General features: G+C 40.1%; 19 protein-coding genes. 12 read left to right on the plus strand and 7 right to left on the minus strand.

Annotation, left to right across the window (positions count from 1 at the left end; translation table 11 throughout):
• Positions 1–67 precede the first annotated feature (67 nt).
• From CDW55_RS11350 to CDW55_RS11360, 3 genes are all read right to left on the minus strand, one after another.
• Positions 68–1207 (minus strand): cystathionine gamma-synthase, encoded by a 1140-nt coding sequence (locus tag CDW55_RS11350; RefSeq protein ID WP_088469893.1) that lies wholly within the window; start codon positions 1205–1207, stop codon positions 68–70.
• A gap of 132 nt (positions 1208–1339) precedes the next feature.
• Positions 1340–1666, minus strand: coding sequence for a gliding motility protein GldC (gldC, locus tag CDW55_RS11355; RefSeq protein WP_088469894.1), 327 nt, complete (start codon positions 1664–1666; stop codon positions 1340–1342).
• Between the two features lie 39 nt (positions 1667–1705).
• Complete coding sequence (locus CDW55_RS11360) at positions 1706–2683, minus strand: gliding motility protein GldB (protein WP_088470021.1); 978 nt, start codon at positions 2681–2683, stop codon at positions 1706–1708.
• Positions 2684–2826: 143 nt separating this feature from the next.
• Here CDW55_RS11360 and CDW55_RS11365 point away from each other — a divergent pair, with 143 nt between their 5' ends.
• The 4 genes from CDW55_RS11365 to CDW55_RS11380 all read left to right on the plus strand — a co-directional run bounded on the left by CDW55_RS11365 (position 2827) and on the right by CDW55_RS11380 (position 5196).
• Positions 2827–3369: a GNAT family N-acetyltransferase gene (locus tag CDW55_RS11365; protein ID WP_088469895.1), complete on the plus strand. Its 543-nt coding sequence runs from the start codon at positions 2827–2829 to the stop codon at positions 3367–3369.
• A gap of 41 nt (positions 3370–3410) precedes the next feature.
• A complete protein-coding gene (gene nadE, locus CDW55_RS11370; RefSeq protein WP_088469896.1) occupies positions 3411–4199 on the plus strand; it encodes an NAD(+) synthase in 789 nt (262 codons plus the stop codon).
• Positions 4200–4297: 98 nt separating this feature from the next.
• Positions 4298–4825 (plus strand): ribonuclease domain-containing protein, encoded by a 528-nt coding sequence (locus CDW55_RS11375; protein ID WP_088469897.1) that lies wholly within the window; start codon positions 4298–4300, stop codon positions 4823–4825.
• Positions 4826–4896: 71 nt separating this feature from the next.
• Positions 4897–5196, plus strand: a complete 300-nt coding sequence (locus CDW55_RS11380) for a barstar family protein (protein WP_088469898.1) — start codon at positions 4897–4899, stop codon at positions 5194–5196.
• Positions 5197–5276: 80 nt separating this feature from the next.
• Here CDW55_RS11380 and CDW55_RS11385 read toward each other — a convergent pair whose 3' ends face one another.
• Positions 5277–6497: a hypothetical protein gene (locus CDW55_RS11385; RefSeq protein ID WP_088469899.1), complete on the minus strand. Its 1221-nt coding sequence runs from the start codon at positions 6495–6497 to the stop codon at positions 5277–5279.
• 31 nt (positions 6498–6528) lie between these two features.
• Positions 6529–9129, minus strand: a complete 2601-nt coding sequence (locus tag CDW55_RS11390) for a TonB-dependent receptor plug domain-containing protein (protein WP_228399647.1) — start codon at positions 9127–9129, stop codon at positions 6529–6531.
• A 192-nt stretch (positions 9130–9321) separates the two neighbouring features.
• Here CDW55_RS11390 and CDW55_RS11395 point away from each other — a divergent pair, with 192 nt between their 5' ends.
• The 8 genes from CDW55_RS11395 to CDW55_RS11430 all read left to right on the plus strand — a co-directional run bounded on the left by CDW55_RS11395 (position 9322) and on the right by CDW55_RS11430 (position 18650).
• A complete protein-coding gene (locus CDW55_RS11395; protein ID WP_088469901.1) occupies positions 9322–9999 on the plus strand; it encodes a response regulator transcription factor in 678 nt (225 codons plus the stop codon).
• 9 nt (positions 10000–10008) lie between these two features.
• Positions 10009–11043 carry a sensor histidine kinase gene (locus CDW55_RS11400; protein WP_088469902.1) on the plus strand — a complete coding sequence of 345 codons (1035 nt, stop codon included), beginning with the start codon at positions 10009–10011 and terminating at the stop codon, positions 11041–11043.
• A 125-nt stretch (positions 11044–11168) separates the two neighbouring features.
• Complete coding sequence (locus CDW55_RS11405) at positions 11169–11747, plus strand: IS1096 element passenger TnpR family protein (protein ID WP_088469903.1); 579 nt, start codon at positions 11169–11171, stop codon at positions 11745–11747.
• Positions 11748–11869: 122 nt separating this feature from the next.
• Positions 11870–13222, plus strand: a complete 1353-nt coding sequence (locus tag CDW55_RS11410) for an alpha-amylase family glycosyl hydrolase (RefSeq protein WP_088469904.1) — start codon at positions 11870–11872, stop codon at positions 13220–13222.
• 90 nt (positions 13223–13312) lie between these two features.
• A complete protein-coding gene (locus tag CDW55_RS11415) occupies positions 13313–13753 on the plus strand; it encodes a hypothetical protein (RefSeq protein ID WP_088469905.1) in 441 nt (146 codons plus the stop codon).
• A 50-nt stretch (positions 13754–13803) separates the two neighbouring features.
• On the plus strand, positions 13804–14598 hold the full coding sequence (locus CDW55_RS11420) for a thymidylate synthase (RefSeq protein ID WP_088469906.1): 795 nt from the start codon (positions 13804–13806) through the stop codon (positions 14596–14598).
• 114 nt (positions 14599–14712) lie between these two features.
• Positions 14713–17223, plus strand: coding sequence for a M1 family metallopeptidase (locus CDW55_RS11425; protein ID WP_088469907.1), 2511 nt, complete (start codon positions 14713–14715; stop codon positions 17221–17223).
• A 101-nt stretch (positions 17224–17324) separates the two neighbouring features.
• Entirely contained in the window at positions 17325–18650 is a 1326-nt protein-coding gene (locus tag CDW55_RS11430) for a hydroxymethylglutaryl-CoA synthase family protein (protein WP_088469908.1), read from the plus strand.
• A 53-nt stretch (positions 18651–18703) separates the two neighbouring features.
• Here the strand turns inward: CDW55_RS11430 and CDW55_RS11435 are convergent, their stop codons facing one another.
• Both CDW55_RS11435 and CDW55_RS11440 read right to left on the minus strand, forming a co-directional pair.
• Complete coding sequence (locus CDW55_RS11435; RefSeq protein WP_088469909.1) at positions 18704–19069, minus strand: DUF2200 domain-containing protein; 366 nt, start codon at positions 19067–19069, stop codon at positions 18704–18706.
• A 23-nt stretch (positions 19070–19092) separates the two neighbouring features.
• A complete protein-coding gene (locus CDW55_RS11440) occupies positions 19093–19923 on the minus strand; it encodes a hypothetical protein (protein ID WP_088469910.1) in 831 nt (276 codons plus the stop codon).
• Between the last annotated feature and the right edge of the window lie 36 nt (positions 19924–19959).

The following is a 19959-nucleotide window of genomic DNA, read 5'->3' on the forward strand; positions in this document are numbered from 1 at the left end:
TTAAAAAGAATTAATTCATCTTTTCAAAAAACAACTTTAGTGACTTTGTGGTTAAAAAATATTAATGTTAAGAAAAAGCTTTTTCCAAATCGGCAATTAAATCGGCTTCATCTTCAATACCTACACTTAGTCTTACCAAATCGTCGGTAATGCCTAATTCTGCACGTTTTTCTGCCGGAATCGATGCGTGAGTCATCAACGCAGGATGATTTGCCAAAGATTCTACACCGCCTAGAGATTCTGCCAACGTGAACACTTTTACTTTTTCTAAAAACTTGATGGCATCTTCTTTTTTTCCAGATTTAAAGGTGAACGAAACCATTCCACCGAAATCCTTCATCTGTTTTTTTGCCAAATCGTGTTGAGGATGAGATTCCAAACCTGGATAAATCACTTTGTCCACGGCAGGATGAGATTCCAGATATTTTGCTACAGCCAGTCCGTTTTCCGAATGTCTCTGTACTCGTAATGCCAGGGTTTTAATTCCACGAAGAACCAAGTAAGAATCGTGTGGACCTAGAATTCCACCACTTGCAAATTGTATAAAATGTAATTTTTCGCCAAGTTCAGCAGTTTTAGCAATCAGTGCTCCTGCAATCACATCGGAGTGTCCGCCAAGATATTTTGTCGCGGAATGCATCACGATATCAGCACCTAAATCAATTGGTCGTTGCAAATATGGCGTCGCAAACGTATTATCCACCGCAACCAAAATATCTTTTCCTTTTGCTAAATCGGTTACTGCTTTGATGTCAACCAATTTCATCAATGGATTTGTTGGAGTTTCAATCCAGATTAATTTCGTTTGATCGCTAATTAAATCTGAAATTTTCGAAACATCGTCAAAATTCACGAAGGTAAATTTCAGTTGATATTTTTCGAAAAGGCGGGTGAACATTCGGTAAGTTCCGCCGTAAAGATCGTCAACCGCAATTACTTCATCGCCCGGATTTAATAATTTAAGAACACAATCGATTGCCGCCAAACCGGAACCGAAAGCTAAACCTCGCGCGCCGTTTTCAATGCTAGCCAAACTATCTTCCAATGCTTGTCTGGTAGGATTTGCCGCTCTGGAATATTCGTAACCGGAATGAATTCCCGGAGATTTCTGCGCAAAAGTTGAGGTTAAAAAAACGGGTACATTCACCGATCCTGTTGCGGATTCATGGTGTTGACCACCGTGGATTACTTTGGTATTGAAATTCATGATTTTTTATTGCTTTAGGCTTTAAGCTTTAAGCAATAGGCTTTTACTGCTTTAAAACTTAAATATGATTAAAAAAAATATAAGCTGCATGCAAAAAAGCTTAAAGCTTATCGCATACCGCTTATTGCTTATTTACATTCTTATTGCCGATTTGGCTGCGAATTCTTCGGCCATTTCCTCCATCCATTTTGCAACATCTTCTTCGCCGGTCGCACGTTCATAAGTATTAGCCAATGACACGAGGATTTGGTGAAGGAACATTTTCATTTGGTCTACAGGCATATCTTTCGTCCAAAGATCAATTCTCAGGGCTTCCATCGCTTTATCATCCCATACGGAGATCATAGTGGCTTTGGTTTCCTGGGCTTCGATTCCGCCATCCTGTGCGTTCCATGTCATGGTTTCGGGAATGTGGTTTTCGTCGAGTTCTACGTCTATGGTAATCTGGGTTTTTCTCATGATTTATTGGGTTACGGAGTCGCGGTGAAGCGAACTCTTTTAATATTTAGGTTTATAATTGCTTTGGTTGAAAATATCCTGAGCGTTCATTTTCAGGAAATCGGTAAGTTTGGTTTCAGGATTTTGCTGAAAGAATTTTCTGGTGATTTGCCATCCGGTGAAAATTCCGACTCTTGGGGAAGATTCGTTATCGATTTCAGTATAGAATTTTGAAAACGGCCCCGGATTGATGAAGCGCTCTTTTAGCCGGAGATCGTCACTGAAAATCAGGTTGTTTTCCACGAAATAATTCCAGATATTCACTTCGTTTTGTTTGGCCCATTCGTACTGTTTCTGGGAATAATGCATTTTCAGATAATCGGGGAAATCCGGTAAAAAAGCATCCTGAAGCGTCATGATTTTACCGTTATAAATGAGTTCATCAATAAATTTCTGGTGATTAAGATTCGGCTGCACAAAATAATTTGCAAAAACTTCAGAAACTTTAGGAACGATATTCTGCGGATTCATCGAAGTCTGGAAATACTGCTCCAAACCTTTATAATTGGGATTGTTTTCGCCCATAAATCCGGTAATGTCGATGAAAAGCATATTCACGTCATCTCTGTAAAAAATTGGTTCCATAATTCCGCTCAAAACAGAGGAAAAAAGATAGACTTGGGGTGTTTTAAATTCTGGGAAATAGTATTTGATGTGAGAAAACAAATCCGTTAAATCGCTGTTGAGTTTTGCGATGTCGATCTTAGAAATAGCTTCTTTATAAATCTTAACTTCAGCCGTATCGGCGCGTCTTGTGCTGTAATCTTCATCTGAAACACTGCCCTGAAACCAGGGATATTTCTGTTTGAATTCTTCAAGAGGTACATTTGTGTCGTAAAATTCCTTTGAAATATCGGTCACTTCCACGTTTTGGGCAGGATTTTTAATTTCTATTTTCCATGGAATTTGGTTTTCCTTCTTGCAATTTTGTAAGAGAAGAAGGGAAACAACAAAGAATAAAAAAAATATTTTTTTCATTTGAACCAACATATCGCGGCTTCGCCGCTTCCTTTTTTTTGGATTAAAATATCTACTAACATTTCGCGGCTTCGCCGCTCCTTGTAGAAAAATTTATTTCTATTTTTACAGCAGATTTTGAGGTACAAAAATAAGGAAAAATAATGGTAAAAATCTTCGTCGAAACAGAAAGGCTTATTTTGAGGGAATTGGTTCCCGAAGATGCTGAAAGAATGTTTTTGCTCGACAGTAATCCCGAAGTGATGAGGTTTCTCGGAAGAAATACTGTAACTAAAGTTGAAGAATCCAGCGAAATTATTGAAAAAATTAGAAAACAGTACCGCGAAAACGGAATCGGAAGATGGGCGGTTGTAGAAAAATCATCAAATCTCTTAATTGGTTGGAGCGGCTTGAAATTTTTGACCGAAGAAATCAACGGCTTCAAAAATGTGTATGAATTAGGCTATCGTTTTCTTCCCGAATCTTGGGGAAAAGGTTACGCTTCAGAATCGGCGAGAGCTTCTTTGAATTACGGTTTCAATATTTTAGATGTCGAGGTAATTTATGCTTCTGCAACGATTGATAATGATGGTTCCAATCACGTTCTTCGAAAAATGGGTTTTACAGAGAAAGGAACTTTCATTGATCCTTTAGATCATGAAGAATGCTTTTGGTATGAGTTAAGAAAAGAAGATTTTCAACGGTAATTTGAACTGTTTTTGAACTTTGAACAATTTAAACAATTCTTATGCAAACAGAAAAAATAATAGATAAAATCGTTTCGTGGCTAAAAGATTACGCCACGAAAGCAGGCGTGAAAGGTTACGTCATCGGAGTTTCGGGTGGAGTAGATTCTGGAGTGGTCTCTACACTTTGCGCAATGACGGGACTCAATTTGCTGATGCTCGAAATGCCGATTCGCCAGAATGAAGATCAGGTGAATCGAGCTTGGGAACACATGAACGACATCACCAAAAGATTTCCAAACGCAAAAGCGATGAGCGTGAATTTGACTCCCGCTTTTGAGGAATTATACAAAACTTTCGATGTAAAAGATGACGAATTTCCTTCCGAAAAACTCGCATTTGCCAATACAAGAAGTCGTTTGCGAATGTTGACGCTTTATTATTACGGACAAATCAATTCACTTTTAGTTTGCGGAACCGGTAATAAAGTTGAGGATTTTGGGATTGGTTTTTACACCAAATATGGCGACGGTGGAGTAGATGTTTCGCCGATTGCCGATCTTTATAAAACCGAGGTTTACGCACTGGCGAAATCGCTGAATCTGGTAGAATCCATTCAGAACGCAATTCCAACCGACGGACTTTGGGATGTGGAAAGAACTGATGAGCAGCAGATTGGCGCAACTTATCCGGAGTTGGAAAAAATTCAGAAAGAATGGGGAACAAAAACAGAAGCGGATTACTCGGGAAGAGATTTGGAAGTGTATAAAATTTTCAGCAGAATGAATAAAGCTGCACAGCACAAAATGCAGCCAATCCCGGTTTGCGATATTCCAGAAGAATGGAGATAAAAAAGCCAGGTAAAAAGTAAAAAGAGCCAAGGGAAAAAGAATCAAGAGAAATGATTCAAGTTTAAAGAAGAATATTGAACTTAATCTAAAATTAAAATATGAACAGACAGAACTTTAAGCTTGTCTTATTTTTTATCATCGGAATGCTGAGCGCGTTTTTGGTAATGTATCTTTTCGAGAATTATAAAATCGAAAAAAAACCACAGCCTGAAAACCAGGAAAACGTTGTTGTGAAACAGCAAACCAGAAACGAAAGTTTTAATGATAATCAGGAAAGAAATTCTTCAACTCAATCTGGAGACATTGATAATCTTACCGAAGAAAACCTCGTCATTGATTATGTGAAAGCCAACAGAAAACTCCCGGATTATTACATAACCAAAGGTGAAGCCCGAAGCCAGGGCTGGGTAGCATCAAAGGGAAATTTATGCGATGTTTTGCCTGGTCGTGCGATTGGTGGCGATAAATTCAGCAACCGTGAAAAGACTTTACCGACAGGAGCGCAATATTTTGAGGCCGATGTAAATTACAACTGCGGACGCAGAAATGCCGACCGAATTGTCTTCACCAAAAACGGTGATGTCTGGTTGACTCACGATCATTACAAAAGCTTCCAAAAACAATAGTAGTGAAGAGCCAGGTAAAAAGTTTAGTATAAATCAATAACCAATAACTAACAACTGACAAACCAACAACTATGAACACTGTATTTATCGATTTTACAGACATCGGCGATTACGATGATTTTTATGCGCAACTGAAAGAAAAACTGACGCTTCCGGAGTTTTTCGGAGATAATTTAGACGCGCTTTACGATTCGCTGACCGGCTTTGTGGAGCTTCCGCTTCATATCGAATTTGTAAATATGAGTGTTGACCAGCTCGAAATTTTCGAAGATTTGCTTGTAACGCTTGAAGATGCAGAAGATGAGTTTGATGATTTTACATTCGCGTATTATCTGGAGCAGTACGAAGATGAAGAAGATGCTGAAGAGTAACTTCAAAAATGCTAAAAAAATAAAAACCACCGAATTTCGGTGGTTTTATAATTTGATATGAATTACTGATGAAGAAATAATTATTTTAAAGCTGATAAAAGATCAACTCCATTCACTGTTGCCCAGTTTCCGGAAGTGAGATTAACTTTTTTTACTGTCGCATCGCTGGTGAAAGTTTTTGCTCCGTTTGGCGTGTAAGCATAACCCCAAATGTTCTGATTATCTGAACCGGTGTGGTTTACAGGAGAAACACTTATTTTGTTTTTGTTAACCTGCTCAGTTTCTGTAGCGGCATCCTGAATCAGAACCGCATATGCTTTCTTACCGTCTGTATCTTTGTAGCCGTCGATAAATACATTGCTGAAGATTCCGTTGCCGTGTTTCTTGAACTGAATTGCCGAAACTTCAATGGATCCTGCAGTTTCAGGTTTTGTTCCTGCAGCTCTAATTAACGTGAGTCCGTTTACTTTTGGCGCGGTATTGTCTGCGTTTCCAGACGCTTCAATTTCCATCCCGAAATTTCCGATGCTTGTCTGGTAAGCGAACCAGTTGCTGTTGTTCTGTCCGCTCCATGCATCCTGCCAGTCGAAAGAATCATCGTAATTGCCATACGCCACAAGATTTTTTCCGCTCACGGTTCCGCCGAAGAATTCGTAACCGTCATCGGTTCCCATGTAGGCAACCAGATTTTCAAGAACTGTTCCCGCTCCAACGGAATAGAAAGTCATGGAATTGGTTTCAGAAGTTCCGTCGCCGATTTTTTTGCCGCCGTATTCTACTCTCACATATTTTAAACTTCCGGAGTTATCGTTGGGATTGTCGCCACCATAATATACATTGTTTCCGTCCTCAGAAAGTGCTTTTGATGCGCCGTTAATAGCTTTGATCGGGGCATTTCCATAGATGGTAACGCCGCCCCAGTCGCCCGGTTTCTTGTTGTCGGATGTAAATACGATGGGTTCTGAAGCGGTTCCTTCAGCATAGATTTTGCCTCCCTGTAGAACAACAAGACTGCTTCCTACAGAAGTTTTTGCGGTAAAAGTTGCGCCGGGTTCAATGGTTAGGGAAACTCCTTCAGGGACTTTTACAATACCTTCAAGAGCATATGTTCCTTTTTTTACCACGGTATTCTGTTTCAGGGTTCCTGTTAAAGTTCCTGTTCCGCTGAGCACCGCTCCGGTAGTTGTTCCGGTTCCGGTTCCACCACCGTTGATATCGGCCTCTTCTCTGATTTCTACTGTACAAGATGTTACTGCAAATACGGCTGCAAGCGACAGTAGATTTAAAATGTTCTTTTTCATATTACTTTTAAGTTTTATATTAATGATTATTTTAGAAGGTATATCCTGCGGTGAAGTTGAAAGTTGTTCCGCGTTTAAAATCGGTATGAGTAACGGTTCTTACATCCAAAGGAATGTATCCGTCTTCTCCGAGTTCGAGTTTGTAGGTGCTGTTGAGTAAATTCAGTACTCCAAATTTCAGATTCCAGTTTTTGGTAATCTGGGTGTTGTACACAAAATCCAGTTGGTGAAATGGTCTTTCGTAAATGTGATCCAAGCCCGAAGTTCCTACTGTAAATATTTTTGACCCGGAGACATTGTAAACCAGCGACATTGTTTGTGGCAGGTTTTGCCCGTTTTTATATTCATATTTCAAATCCGCATTCACGGCCCAAGGTGCGGCACCCTGAAGTTTTCTATCCTTTAAAGATTCCGAAAAGTTGACGGGCTTTTCCTGCTCGAGCTGTTCTGCGCTTCGGTCAACTTTGGAGTACATGAAGGTGGCATTTGCGCCTAAACTCCATTTGTTCAGAGATTCTGAAATTCTGGACAGATTCATGATACCTTCCACTTCTGCGCCTGCTAAAACTGCGTTTTCAGCATTGAAAAATGTAATCGCCACACCGTTGGAATTTCCGGATGCGGTGTAACCTCGTTCGATGGCATTGTCGATTTTTTTAGCAAAAAGATTCACCGAAAAAAGTTCCTTATTGGTTGGGAAGATCTCATACTTCAAATCAAGATTATAGTTTTCGCTGTTCTTAAGATCTTTGTTACCAATGATGTTTTCGTTATCCGGATTAATGTAGGTAATCGGCATATACTCAATAAGAATTGGTCTTGTAATGGTTTTACTGGCTGCAAAACGAATGTTGGATTTACTATTGAGCGACTTTTTAACCGAGAACGACGGTAAAATAAAGTACTGGTTTCTGCTCAGATTATTGAACTCCGAATCTCCCTGTTCTTTATATCGGGTAATGTTGATGTTATTTTCAACACGCCCTCCTACTAAAATATCCCAGGTATCGTTTGGTTTATAATTTAAGTTCAGATATCCGGCGTTTACAAATTGATAAAGATTAGAGCGGTAATCATTTTCATTGGTTTCTTCCTTGAAATGGAACGCACCGTTCATGATATAATTATTGTAAGTCTGCTGTGGATTATCAATGTCAACTACTACAGTTCTTAGGTCTACATTATCGATATTCGATGCAATAAAGCGGTATGAGTTGCTGCGGTGATCGAAGAATCCGTTATATCCGACAGCCAATTGCCACGGATAATTTTTCTTTTCCCCTTTATCACCAAGAAAAACCGAGTATTCTGCAAATCCCGAAAGATAATTGTTCCCATTCACATCAAGATACTGTCGGATGAGGTTGTTCCCACCAAAAGTCATTTCCACTTCGTTGGGTCTTCCGGTGATGAATCCTTCAGAAATCTTGCGGTCCGGCTGCTGAAAATTGTTTTTCACCCAACTTCCGCCTGCTTTGAAAAGATGGCGGTCGCCAATTTTCTGGCTTGCGAGCAACTGAACATCCAGGAATTTAGATAAATCCATTTGGTCTACACGGAAAAAACGTCTTCCTGCATCCTGTTCCTTTTGGTCTTTATAACCCAGGAAATCGGTAATTACGTTGGCAGAATTCTGTAAAAATATAGTATTCAATGCAACATTTAAACCCCGGTTTTTGTAGCTGAGGCCTACAAGTGCTGAAGATTCCAGCTCATACGAATATTCTTTCCGGTTCAGGTCGTTATTCATTTTACCTTCGGTCTGCAGAGAGATGAACTGGTTTTTCTCTCCCTCGGTATATTCATACTTACTGCCCTGGTTCAGGGAGAGCAGAAGTCCCATTTCACCATTTTCACCAGATTTAAATTTCTGCGCAGTGGTAAATCCGATGCTTGTATTTGGTAAAGCTTTTATGTTATCTGCGTTCCAGCCGTCTTTAAATGAATTTACCGATTCCTGTTGGGTGAAATTGTAATTGGTCGGAACATAACCCTTCACCTCATTCGGAAGCTGTCGGTCTCTGGAATTTAATCCGAAATAACCGTTCATCGTGTTGGCATTAGGATTAATCTTGAAGTTTTTGAATGTGGTTTGTGTATTGTACCCGAACCCGAATTCTATTTTAGAGAACGCTTTGTCGATCGTTAGAGTTTCAATATCGAAAGTTGCGCCCGCAAAATCTGCATATAAGTTGGAATTGAATGTTTTGTAGATATTCAGTTTTCCAACTACATCCGTCGGAAATTGTTTCAGTGCAATAATTTTCTGAAACGGGTTGTTTGATGGTGATCCCAGGCCGTTAATCAATAAAGTGTTATAGCGTTCCTCCAGACCTCTTACAAACAGGCCGCGACCTTCAACGGTTGTGATTCCGGTAACTTTTACCAAACCCTGTTGTACATTCGAAATTCCTTTTCTCGAAATTTCTTCTGCACCCATAGACTGTTTCTGGATAATCGCTTTCTTCTGGTCGCCCAAAATCGCGGTCTCCGAAATTTTATTGCTGGATGCCTTTATAACGACGCCTTCAACATTTTGTTCCTTTTGTAACGTATCCTTCTTTACTTCCTGTGCGTAAAACAGCGTGGCTGAAGAGGTTAGGAACAAAACCGCAATATTCAGTTTTCTCATTTTCATTTTTTAATTAGATTTTCTCTCGCTGCAAAGGAATAAAGAACTCACCCTTTTGGTGTTGCTAAAGTCTTAAGTTTGTTTTAAGAAATTCTGAACATACTACCGCAAATATTAACTTATTGTGAATATTACCGTTAAGTGAACACCTGTTTTCAAAATTGATTAACTTTGAAAGGTTAAATAGTAAAGATGAATCAGAAAAAAATTCTTTTGATTGATGATGAACAGGATATTTTAGAAATTTTATCCTACAATCTCGAAAAAGAAGGCTACGAAGTTTATACCGCCAGCAATGGCAATGAAGGGATTGAAAAAGCCAAACAGATTATCCCGGATCTTATTCTACTGGATGTGATGATGCCCGAAAAAGACGGTATCGAGACCTGCCAGGATTTACGAAAGATTAAAGAACTCCAGAAAACCCTTATCGTGTTTCTGTCGGCAAGAAGTGAAGAATTTTCGCAGCTCGCAGGTTTTCAGGCAGGTGCCAACGATTATATCGTGAAGATCATCAAGCCGAAAATCCTTATTTCTAAGGTAAATGCCTTACTGCAGCTAACCTCGCAGGTTTCGGATACTACAAAGAATATTACGGTGGGAGATTTAATGATTGATAAAGACAACTTCCGGGTTTCTAAAGGCGGACAGCAGTTTCTGCTCCCGAAAAAAGAATTCGATCTGCTTTACCTGCTGGCTTCCAACACCAACAAAGTTTTCAAACGCGAAGAAATCCTCGAAAAAGTCTGGGGAAACGATGTCATTGTGGGCGAAAGAACCATCGACGTACATATCCGAAGACTGCGCGAAAAACTCGGCATCGGTACGATTCAGACATTGAAAGGTATCGGTTACAAATTAGTTGTGTAAATTTGTAACATGAGGTTTCACCGGCTTACTTTGGTCGCTTCTGTATTTTTAACCGTGGCGATGTCTCTGGTAGCGCTGCTCTTCGAATATTCTAATAGTGTAGCTTTTCAGAACCAGAATAATTTTTACCTTACGCTATTTGCCTGTGTGGTGCTTATTTTTGTGCTGAATTATGTGATTCTGGATTACCTCTTTAATGTTTACGGCAAACGGCAGGTAAAAGAAATTTCGACCATACTTCCCGAAGGAATTAATCCCGATACCGCCAATGAGATGAATCTGCGCGAACTCGGTGAACGGGTTTCCGAATTCAGCCAGAAAAATGCCACCGAAATGGGAACCATGAAAGAGATGGAAACCTACCGGAAAGAATATATCGGGAATGTATCCCACGAGCTCAAAACACCGCTTTTTTCCATTCAGGGTTATGTGGAAACACTTATGGATGGCGGCGTAGAAAATCTGGCCATCCGGGACAAATATCTGGAAAGAATCGATAAATCTGTCGAGAGACTCCTTAATATTGTAAAGGATCTGGACATGATCAACCAATACGAATCCGGCGAAATCAAGCTCAATATTTCCAGTTTCGATATTAACAGTGTTATACGCGAAATCATCGATCTTCTTGACCTGGAAGCGGTACGAAAAGACGCCAGAGTACAGCTGCAGACCGTGTCGCCACAGATTTTTGTGAATGCCGACAAGCAGAAAATTTCTCAGGTTCTTATCAATTTAATTTCAAATGCCATTCATTACGCCAACCGCGACAAGGCGCAGATTACCATTAAAACCACCATTCTTAAAAACAAAGTCCTGGTAACAGTAGAGGACAACGGAATGGGAATTAAGCCCGAAGTTTTGCCACGTATTTTCGAAAGATTTTACCGTGTAGAAACCAGTAGAAACCGCAACGACGGAGGTTCGGGGCTGGGCCTTGCGATCGTAAAGCATATACTGGATGCACATGGCGAAAATATCTCCGTAGAAAGTGTATATTTGGAAGGTACACGGTTTACTTTTTTACTGGAAAAAAGCAATTAGAAAACGCAAAATGTAAGCAAAACTTTTTTAATAAAAACGCTGCGATTTCTTTTTTGTCAAAATGCAATTGTTTTATATTTGTACCCGTAAATTAATTCTAAAATCTATCTAAATTTAAACTAAAAATGGTTTATAAAATCCGTATTATTTTAGATACCAAAGATGATATCTTCCGCGATGTTGAGATCAAGGATAAACAGAATCTCTGGAATCTGCATTTGGGAATCAAGAGCGCATTTACCCTCATGGGAGAGGATTTGTCGCTTTTCAATATTCTTGATGAAGAGGGAATGGTGGTTAAAGCGGTGCCGCTGGAAGACATGAGTGACGACGGTGACGGCGAAATAATGTCGGATGTATATATCAGCGAAGCCTTCGAAAAAGTAGGAGACAAAGTACATTTCCAGTACGGTTTTATGGATCTTTGGGAGTTCTTCTGCGAGCTGATCGAAATTATCGACGAGAAGCCTGCCGTAAATTATCCCATCACTGTTTTCCGTTTCGGAAACATGCCGCTGAAAGCACCAAGCAAATCTGGAAAGAAAGCACAGAAAAATTCAGCAATACCTCTTGTAGATGATTTCGAAAACTTTGGCGACGATTTTAATACCGGTGACTTTGCCGACGAAGACGAAGATTTCGATGATGAAGAAGATGACTTCGATGATGATTTCTTTGAAGAAGATGATACTGATGAAGTTTAAAAATACAACCCCGGAATTCCCGGGGTTTTTTAATGACTTTTAACATTCAGTTCCTTCAAAAGATTACTTCCGCAACCCGAATTTAATAAAAAAACCAGTATATTTGCTAGCAAATCATCAGCATGAAAAAACTCATACTTTTAGCAATCATAGGACTGGGAATCGCATCCTGTACCACACAAAAATCTACAACAATGAACGAGTTGCCCAGCGAATGGAAACACACCACAAATATTTACGAAGTTAATATAAGACAATATACCGAAGAGGGCACCTTCCGCGCATTCGAAAAAGAAATGCCGCGACTGAAAGAAATGGGAGTAAAAACGCTTTGGTTTATGCCTATCACTCCAATTGCTCAGAAAAATAAAAAAGGACCTTTAGGAAGCCAGTATGCAGCACAGGATTATACGGCGATCAATCCGGAATTCGGCACGATGGAGGATTTCAAGCACATGGTAAACGAAGCGCACAAAATGGGTTTCAAAGTCATCATCGACTGGGTAGCCAACCACACCGGCTGGGATCATGTATGGACCAAAACAAACCCTGAGTTTTATTTAAAAGATCCAAAAACAAACGATTTCCAGCTTGCTTCCGGAATGGATGATATCATCGAACTCGATTACAGCAATCCGCAGATGAGATTGGCCATGATCGAAGCCATGAAATTTTGGGTGCGTGAAACCAATATCGACGGGTTCCGTTGCGATTTGGCAGCCTGGGTAGAAGTGGATTTCTGGCAGCAGGCAAGACCTGAGGTTGAGAAAGTGAAACCGTTATTCTGGTTAGGCGAATTCGATGAACTCGATAATCCAGATTACGGTAAAGTGTTTGATGCAAGTTACATCTGGAACTGGATGCACAAAACCAAAGATTATAACGAAGACAAGGCTTCTTTCGGCGATTTAAAAAATCTACTCGGAAGATATACCGCAATTGGCGACAATTCCATGCGCGCCTGGTTTACTTCCAACCACGACGAAAACACCTGGAACGGAACCGAGTATGAAAAATATGGTCTACTTGCAAAACCTCTAGCGGTATTTTCAGTTACATGGAACGGTGTTCCCTTGATCTACAACGGTCAGGAACTTCCTTTAAAAAGCAAGAGACTGGAGTTTTTTACCAAAGATCCAATTCCATGGAACGGAACGTATGAACTTCACGATTTTTATAAAACATTGTTGAATCTAAAGTCGAGCAATCCTGCTTTACGCGGTGGCGATCCGGAAGCAAAAACTATTGCCCTGCGCACTTCTGCAGATGATAAAGTAATGGCTTACCTCAGAAAAAACGGAAAAGATGAGGTTTTAACCGTGCTGAACATGTCTAAAGAAGCAGTAACATTCCAGATTACCGATGACAAAGTGGCGGGCGTTTACAAAGATATTTTCGAAAAGAAAACAAGAGATTTTTCACAGGACAAAGGTTTTGTGCTGAACGCTGGCGGTTACGCCGTATTCGAAAAATAATCATCAGTTCATAGTAATGATGAATGAAAACGGGCGTTAGCCCGTTTTTTTAAATTCAGTGGTAAGGCTTTAGCTAAAATTAAGATAATCATGAATAAATCCGAGATCCTTCAAATCATCCGCGGGAAATTATCAGAGAAAACTGATTATTTAGAACATCTGATTTCCGAAACCCGCGCCGCCAACAACGAAACCAAAAGTTCTATGGGCGATAAGTATGAAACCTCACGCGAGATGGTGCAGCAGGAAATTAATAACCTTCAGGTTCAGCTTAATGAAAATTTAAAAGCACTGAATTCTTTAAAATTAATCAACACCAACCAACATTCGGTTATTGGTTTGGGTTCGCTGCTTGAAACTGAAAAAGGCTTTTTTTATATTGCGGTTTCTTTGGGAGAAATCAGGTTTCACGAAAAGAAGCTTTTTGTAATTTCTACCGAAAGCCCTCTGGCTAAAGCAATGCAGGGAAAAAGCAAAGGAGACGAATTTATTCTGAATAATTTAAAGCAAAGCATCATCAATCTTTGGTGAAAATTTGCGTATTTTTGAAACATACATATTGCTTAAATTTTCTCCTAAAAATGCAAAACTATCACGATCTTCTCCAGCATATTCTAGATAACGGAACCGATAAAACCGACAGAACCGGCACCGGCACCCGAAGTGTTTTCGGATATCAGCTGCGGTACAACTTATCTGAAGGTTTTCCGCTCGTGACCACCAAAAAAGTCCATTTAAAATCAATAATTTACGAGCTGCTGTGGTTTCTGAATGGCGATACCAATATTAAATATCTTACCGATAACGGTGTATCGATCTGGAACGAATGGGCCGATGAAAACGGTGATCTTGGACCTGTGTATGGAGCACAGTGGAGGAGCTGGGCCGGCGCAGACGGAAAAATTGTCGATCAGATTTCGGAGGTCATCGATCAGATTAAAAAAAATCCGGATTCCAGAAGACTAATTGTATCTGCCTGGAATGTGGCTGAAATTCCCAATATGGCGTTAGCGCCTTGTCATGCGATGTTTCAGTTTTATGTTGCCGATGGAAAACTGTCGCTTCAGCTGTACCAGAGAAGTGCCGACGTCTTCCTGGGAGTTCCGTTTAATATTGCAAGTTATGCATTGCTCTTGATGATGGTTGCGCAGGTTTGTGATTTAGAAGTGGGCGATTATGTACATACTTTCGGCGATGTACATATTTACAACAATCATTTCGAGCAGGTGAAAAAACAGCTTTCAAGAACTCCAAAAGCTTTACCAACAATGAAACTTAATCCGGAGATCAAAGATATTTTTGATTTCGGTTTTGAAGACTTCACACTTGAAAATTACGAACCGTATCCCGGAATTAAGGCGCCGGTTGCGGTTTAAGAATTATTCAAAGTTTAAAGTGGAGCAGCAGGCTTCACTTTTTTTGTAACTTTCATTCAGAAAATGTGACCTATCATTTTTAAATTTTACACCGAAAAAATCTTTCAAAATATTATGAAGAAAATATTTATCGCAGCTTTGTTTCTTGGTACGTTATTCAGTTCCAACGCCATTTTTGCACAAACCGAAACTTCGGGCAGAACCGAATATCGACAAACCCACACTAAGTCTACAGAACTTAAGCATACCAAACTCAAAGTAAATTTCGATTATGCCAAAGAGCAGATGAATGGGGAAGAATGGTTAACTGCCAGTCCGCATTTCTATCCTTCGGATTCCCTGATTCTGGATGCAAAAGCGATGCTTATCCACGAGGTTGCTTTGGATAAAAACGGAGCCAAAACTCCATTGAAGTACGCGTACAAAGACGATATGCTAAGAATCACTTTAGATAAAACCTATACCCGAAACCAGGATTATACGGTTTACATTAAATATACAGCACGTCCCAACGAAGTGAAAGACAAAGGTAGCGCAGCAATTACAGACGCGAAAGGTCTTTATTTTGTTAACGCACAGGGAAAAGACGCTGATAAACCTACCCAAATCTGGACGCAGGGCGAAACAGAGGCTAGCTCCGCATGGTTCCCCACCATCGACAAACCCAACCAGAAAACCACTCAGGAAATTTATATGACCGTGCCCGATAAATATGTCACTTTATCCAACGGATTAATGAAATCGTCGGTTAAGGAAGGCAACGGACTGCGTACCGATCACTGGGTGATGGATAAGAAACACGCACCCTATTTGTTCTTCATGGGAGTGGGAGATTATGCCGTGGTGAAAGATAAATGGAGAAATATTCCGGTAGATTATTATGTTGAAAAAGAATATGAAGCGTACGCGAAACAGATTTTCGGAAACACGCCGGAAATGTTGGAATTCTTTTCTAAAAAACTGAATTACGATTATCCGTGGTCCAAATATGCGCAGATTACCGCCAGAGACTATGTTTCCGGTGCGATGGAAAATACCACTGCAGTTCTTCACCAGGAATCTGCCCAGCAAAAACCTGGCGACCTGATCGACGAAAACCGCTGGGAAGATGTAATCTCGCACGAACTGTTTCACCACTGGTTTGGCGATCTGGTAACCACCGAAAGCTGGAGCAACCTTACCGTAAACGAATCTTTCGCCAACTATTCCGAATATCTTTGGAACGAATATAAATATGGAAAAGATTTCGCAGATTATACGTTGATGAAGGCTGCTGAAGGTTATTTCCGCGATCCTTCCAATGTTACCAAAGATTTGGTAAGGTTTAATTACCATCACAAAGAAGATATGTTCGATGCGGTTTCATACAATAAAGGCGGCTCTATTCTTCACATGTTGAGAAATTATCTTGGTGACGAAGCGTTTTGGGCCGGAATGCACGATTATCTGAAAACCAATGAATACGGCACTGGCGAAGCGCATCAGTTCCGTCTGTCGCTCGAAAAAGTTTCGGGTAAAGACCTGAACTGGTTCTTCAATCAGTGGTACTTCAACAGCGGACACCCGAAAGTTTCTTACACCACAACCTTTGAACCGGTGAAAAAAGAAGTGAAAATTACAGTGAGTCAGGACCAGTTGGGCGGTAATTTCCAGTTTCCGTTGGCACTTGATATCTACGAAAACGGAAAACCTGCCAGAAAAAATGTTTGGGTTTCTGCGAAAGATAAAAATGTTTTCACCTTCCCGGTTTCCAAAAACCCCGATTTCATCAATCTGAATGCTGATGGCGTACTACTGGGAGAATTTACTGGCGAGAAAACATCGGAGCAGTATTTTGCACAGTATTCGAATTCCAAGGAATTTTTGAGCCGTTACAAAGCGGTAGAGCATGCTGCAGAGAATAAAGGCGCCAATCCTGCGGCACTGAAAATTTTGGTGGCAGCTTTGAAAGATTCCAATTTCAGAATCAGAATGAAAGCGTTGAGTGGATTAGATTTATCAAAACCTGATCAGGCAAAAGCAGCGTTGGCAACAGTGGAAAAAATGGCTTCCGAAGATCCGAAAACTTTGGTTCAGGCAGCAGCGATCTCAGCACTGGCAAAAACAAAAGACAAAAAATATCTCCCAGTTTTTGAAAAGGGCATGAATGCAGTTTCCAATGCGGTAAAGGGCAGTTCACTTTCCGGGATTGCAGCGGTTGATCCTTCAAAAGTCGCGACTTTGGCCAGCAGCATTGATCTTGATGGAGCAAGTGAAGATTTAATTGCAGAACTTTTACCCATTATTGTGAAAAACAAAATTGAAAAGCAAATGCCTGCGATTGCTTCTACGGCAGCTTTTTATCCGTTTTTGAAATTTCAGAATCCTGAATTGGGAGCCGCTGCCGAAGATGGCTATAACTGGATCATGAGTTCCGATAACCTGAAAGCGACTGAAAATGTTACCAAAATATTAACTCAGGTAAAAGGCCAGCTCGGTAATAATCCGCAGGCAAAAATGATGATTGTTCAGATTCTGAAAGAAGGTCTGGCTAAAAAAATGGCTGTGTTGAAGGCAAATCCTGCCAGCCCGACCATCAATCAGCAGATCGATTTGATTAATAAAACGATTGAAGCTTACAAATAAACTTATTTATAGTGTTAAAATTTTTGCCGGAGCAGCAGTTCCGGCATTTTTTATTTTCTGATGGAAGATAATTTTCGGAGATTTGTATAAAATTAAGCAGTATGATTTATGGTATTGAAGCGGCAAGCTTCCACGTTCCTTCCCTTTATTTAGAAATTAAAGATTTAGCAGAAAAAAGAAACATTGAGCCCGCGAAACTCGAGAAAGGTTTGGGCTTACACAAAATGGCTTTTCCGGATGTGCATGAAGATGCAGCAACTTTTGCTGCGGAAGCTTTACTGAAACTGATTAAAGATTACAACCTCAATCCAAAAGAAATTTCCCGCATTTATCTCGGTACCGAAAGTGCCCTGGATGCAGCAAAACCTACCGCAACCTATGCGATGCAAATGGTGGAAGCAGTTCTGGAAAAGGACTTCGGAGCAAGATGTTTCAAAAACTGTGATGTGGTTGATATGACGTTCGCTTGTGTAGGCGCTGTGGACGCTTTGCAGAACTGCCTGGATTTCTGCCGTGCAAATCCTGGTAAAAAAGCTGTGGTAATCGCATCAGATTATGCAAAATATGAGCTGGAAAGCTCGGGCGAATATACCCAGGGTGGAGGCGCGGTTGCAGTTCTTTTGTCCAATAATCCTCGACTTTTGGAAATTGAAAATGTGTACGGTGTAGCCACAGAAAGTGTTTTCGATTTCTTTAAACCAAGAAGGGCAGCGTTGAAATCTGATCTGAAATCTGCCGCAACATCCATGCCCGATAAAATTGAAATTTTTACTGACGAACCGGTTTTTGATGGGCAATATTCCAACCAGTGTTATCAGGACAGAATTCGCGAAGCTTACGAACATTACAAAGAGCAAACAGGACTCGAAAAACCTTATGAAAACTGGCGTTACCTAATTTTCCATTTACCCTATGCGTTTCACGGGAAAAGAGTTTTTACCGAACTTTTCAGCCTCGAGAACAATCTTCCGTACGGAACTCCCGACGAGCAGAAAGCTGTTGCGAAATCCGAAGAATATTTAAGCTTCATCAAACGAAAAATAGAGCCTTCGCAGCGTGCATCATCCGAAGTGGGCAATATGTATACTGCCTCTGTTTTCATGGCGTTGCTTTCGGCGATGCAGGTGAGTTATGATAATCATGAAGATTTGGAGGGTCAGAAAATCGGTTTTTTAGCGTACGGAAGTGGTTCGAAAGCGAAGGTTTTTGCAGGTAAAGTGGGGCAGTCCTGGAGAAATGTAGTTGAAAAATGGAATATTTTTGAAAACTTAAAAAACAGAACTTCCATCAATTTTGAAACCTACGAAAAACTTCACCGAAAACAACTTGAATCCTCGGTGAATCTACATTATCAAGGTTTTGGATTGAGTCGGATTGAAACGGAAAATCCAGTGTCGGTCGGAGCACGATATTACGATTACCGATAAAATTTTATAAAAAAAGCTGTTCCAAAAGGAGCAGCTTTTAAATTTATAAATACTTATTCTTTACGGAGAATTTTCTCCATTTTCCTGCCTTTTGCAAGTTCATCAACCAGTTTATCAAGATATCTTGCCTGACGTGTAACAGGATTTTCGAGGTCTTCGATTCTGTAACCGCAAATCATACCCGTTATCAGATGGGCGTTGGGATTTAGTTTTGCAAGGTTGAAAAACTCTTGGAAAGTCGCTTTTTCTTCAATAAGTTCCTGAATTTTTTCTTCGTTGTATCCCGTCAGCCATTCGATAACCTGATGAAGTTCGGCTTTTGTTCGGTTCTTATTTTCCACTTTCGTTACATAATGGGGGTACACCGATGCGAAGATCATATTCGCGATTTTTGCGTTGTGCTCTGGCGTGGTTTTCATTTGTGGATGATTTTAAAATGAAATTAAAGATTTTCTATTTCAGGTGTACTTTCGTGTGAATCTGATACATTCTGAGGAGTGCGTTTGGTAGTAATGCGTAAACTTTTCTGTTGATTCAGCTTCCATAACCAGTAAATTCCACCTAACGGAATTCCGAAAGTCCACACCGAACCCAGATAACCCATAAGTGAAAATCCAACGCCGAACAAGATTTGAAAATTTAGAAGCTTATAGGAAAGTCCGTCAACAGCAGCATAAGAAATAGCCGGTACATTCAAAACGATAACAGCAAGATATTTTATCCATTTTCTCTTTAAATTGCTTTTCTTTATTTTTCTGATGACATAAATATTGAATAATAAAACAGTTAATGGCAGAATTCCGAAAAGCCAGAACAGCAACATATTGGGTTTCTCTGCTTTTACATCAAGGGTATGAATGTTAATAATTTTATTGGAGGTGTCATCGAATAAAATCTGAAAGACGCCAATATTTTTTCCATTTGAAAATTCAATGTGAGCCAGTGTGGTATTGGGTGGTGTATTTTCGGCGGCTACGGTAGAGCGTTTCTTTTCGGCATTCATGAACGTATATTCAAAATTTCCATCTCCAAAATTGCTGCCTATCACTGCCCTGAATTGATCTAAACCAGATTTCAGTGAATCCCGGTTTGTCTTTTTTGCCGTCTCGTGATCCGTTGCCATCAGATTGATACACTCGTCGTAATTCTTATCCATTAGGGCTTCAACAAAATTTTCAGTTTTGTCTTTGTAAGTGAAAGTGTTTTTAATGAAATCACAACCTGTAAATAGAGCGAAGCTTACAAGCAGGGCAAAAGTGGAAAATTTCGTCATAAATTGTGCTGTAAGGAATTGGGTTTGTAGGTTTGC

Origin of the sequence: Chryseobacterium sp. VAUSW3, from assembly GCF_002205795.1 — a bacterium.
GTDB lineage: Bacteria > Bacteroidota > Bacteroidia > Flavobacteriales > Weeksellaceae > Kaistella > Kaistella yananensis.

Bases quoted from the DNA above. Each gene is read 5' to 3' on its own strand.
- CDW55_RS11350 (WP_088469893.1), bottom strand. From the start codon at position 1,207: ATGAATTTCAATACCAAAGTAATCCACGGTGGTCAACACCATGAATCC.
- gldC (WP_088469894.1), bottom strand. From the start codon at position 1,666: ATGAGAAAAACCCAGATTACCATAGACGTAGAACTCGACGAAAACCAC.
- CDW55_RS11360 (WP_088470021.1), bottom strand. From the start codon at position 2,683: ATGAAAAAAATATTTTTTTTATTCTTTGTTGTTTCCCTTCTTCTCTTA.
- CDW55_RS11365 (WP_088469895.1), top strand. From the start codon at position 2,827: ATGGTAAAAATCTTCGTCGAAACAGAAAGGCTTATTTTGAGGGAATTG.
- nadE (WP_088469896.1), top strand. From the start codon at position 3,411: ATGCAAACAGAAAAAATAATAGATAAAATCGTTTCGTGGCTAAAAGAT.
- CDW55_RS11375 (WP_088469897.1), top strand. From the start codon at position 4,298: ATGAACAGACAGAACTTTAAGCTTGTCTTATTTTTTATCATCGGAATG.
- CDW55_RS11380 (WP_088469898.1), top strand. From the start codon at position 4,897: ATGAACACTGTATTTATCGATTTTACAGACATCGGCGATTACGATGAT.
- CDW55_RS11385 (WP_088469899.1), bottom strand. From the start codon at position 6,497: ATGAAAAAGAACATTTTAAATCTACTGTCGCTTGCAGCCGTATTTGCA.
- CDW55_RS11390 (WP_228399647.1), bottom strand. From the start codon at position 9,129: ATGAGAAAACTGAATATTGCGGTTTTGTTCCTAACCTCTTCAGCCACG.
- CDW55_RS11395 (WP_088469901.1), top strand. From the start codon at position 9,322: ATGAATCAGAAAAAAATTCTTTTGATTGATGATGAACAGGATATTTTA.
- CDW55_RS11400 (WP_088469902.1), top strand. From the start codon at position 10,009: ATGAGGTTTCACCGGCTTACTTTGGTCGCTTCTGTATTTTTAACCGTG.
- CDW55_RS11405 (WP_088469903.1), top strand. From the start codon at position 11,169: ATGGTTTATAAAATCCGTATTATTTTAGATACCAAAGATGATATCTTC.
- CDW55_RS11410 (WP_088469904.1), top strand. From the start codon at position 11,870: ATGAAAAAACTCATACTTTTAGCAATCATAGGACTGGGAATCGCATCC.
- CDW55_RS11415 (WP_088469905.1), top strand. From the start codon at position 13,313: ATGAATAAATCCGAGATCCTTCAAATCATCCGCGGGAAATTATCAGAG.
- CDW55_RS11420 (WP_088469906.1), top strand. From the start codon at position 13,804: ATGCAAAACTATCACGATCTTCTCCAGCATATTCTAGATAACGGAACC.
- CDW55_RS11425 (WP_088469907.1), top strand. From the start codon at position 14,713: ATGAAGAAAATATTTATCGCAGCTTTGTTTCTTGGTACGTTATTCAGT.
- CDW55_RS11430 (WP_088469908.1), top strand. From the start codon at position 17,325: ATGATTTATGGTATTGAAGCGGCAAGCTTCCACGTTCCTTCCCTTTAT.
- CDW55_RS11435 (WP_088469909.1), bottom strand. From the start codon at position 19,069: ATGAAAACCACGCCAGAGCACAACGCAAAAATCGCGAATATGATCTTC.
- CDW55_RS11440 (WP_088469910.1), bottom strand. From the start codon at position 19,923: ATGACGAAATTTTCCACTTTTGCCCTGCTTGTAAGCTTCGCTCTATTT.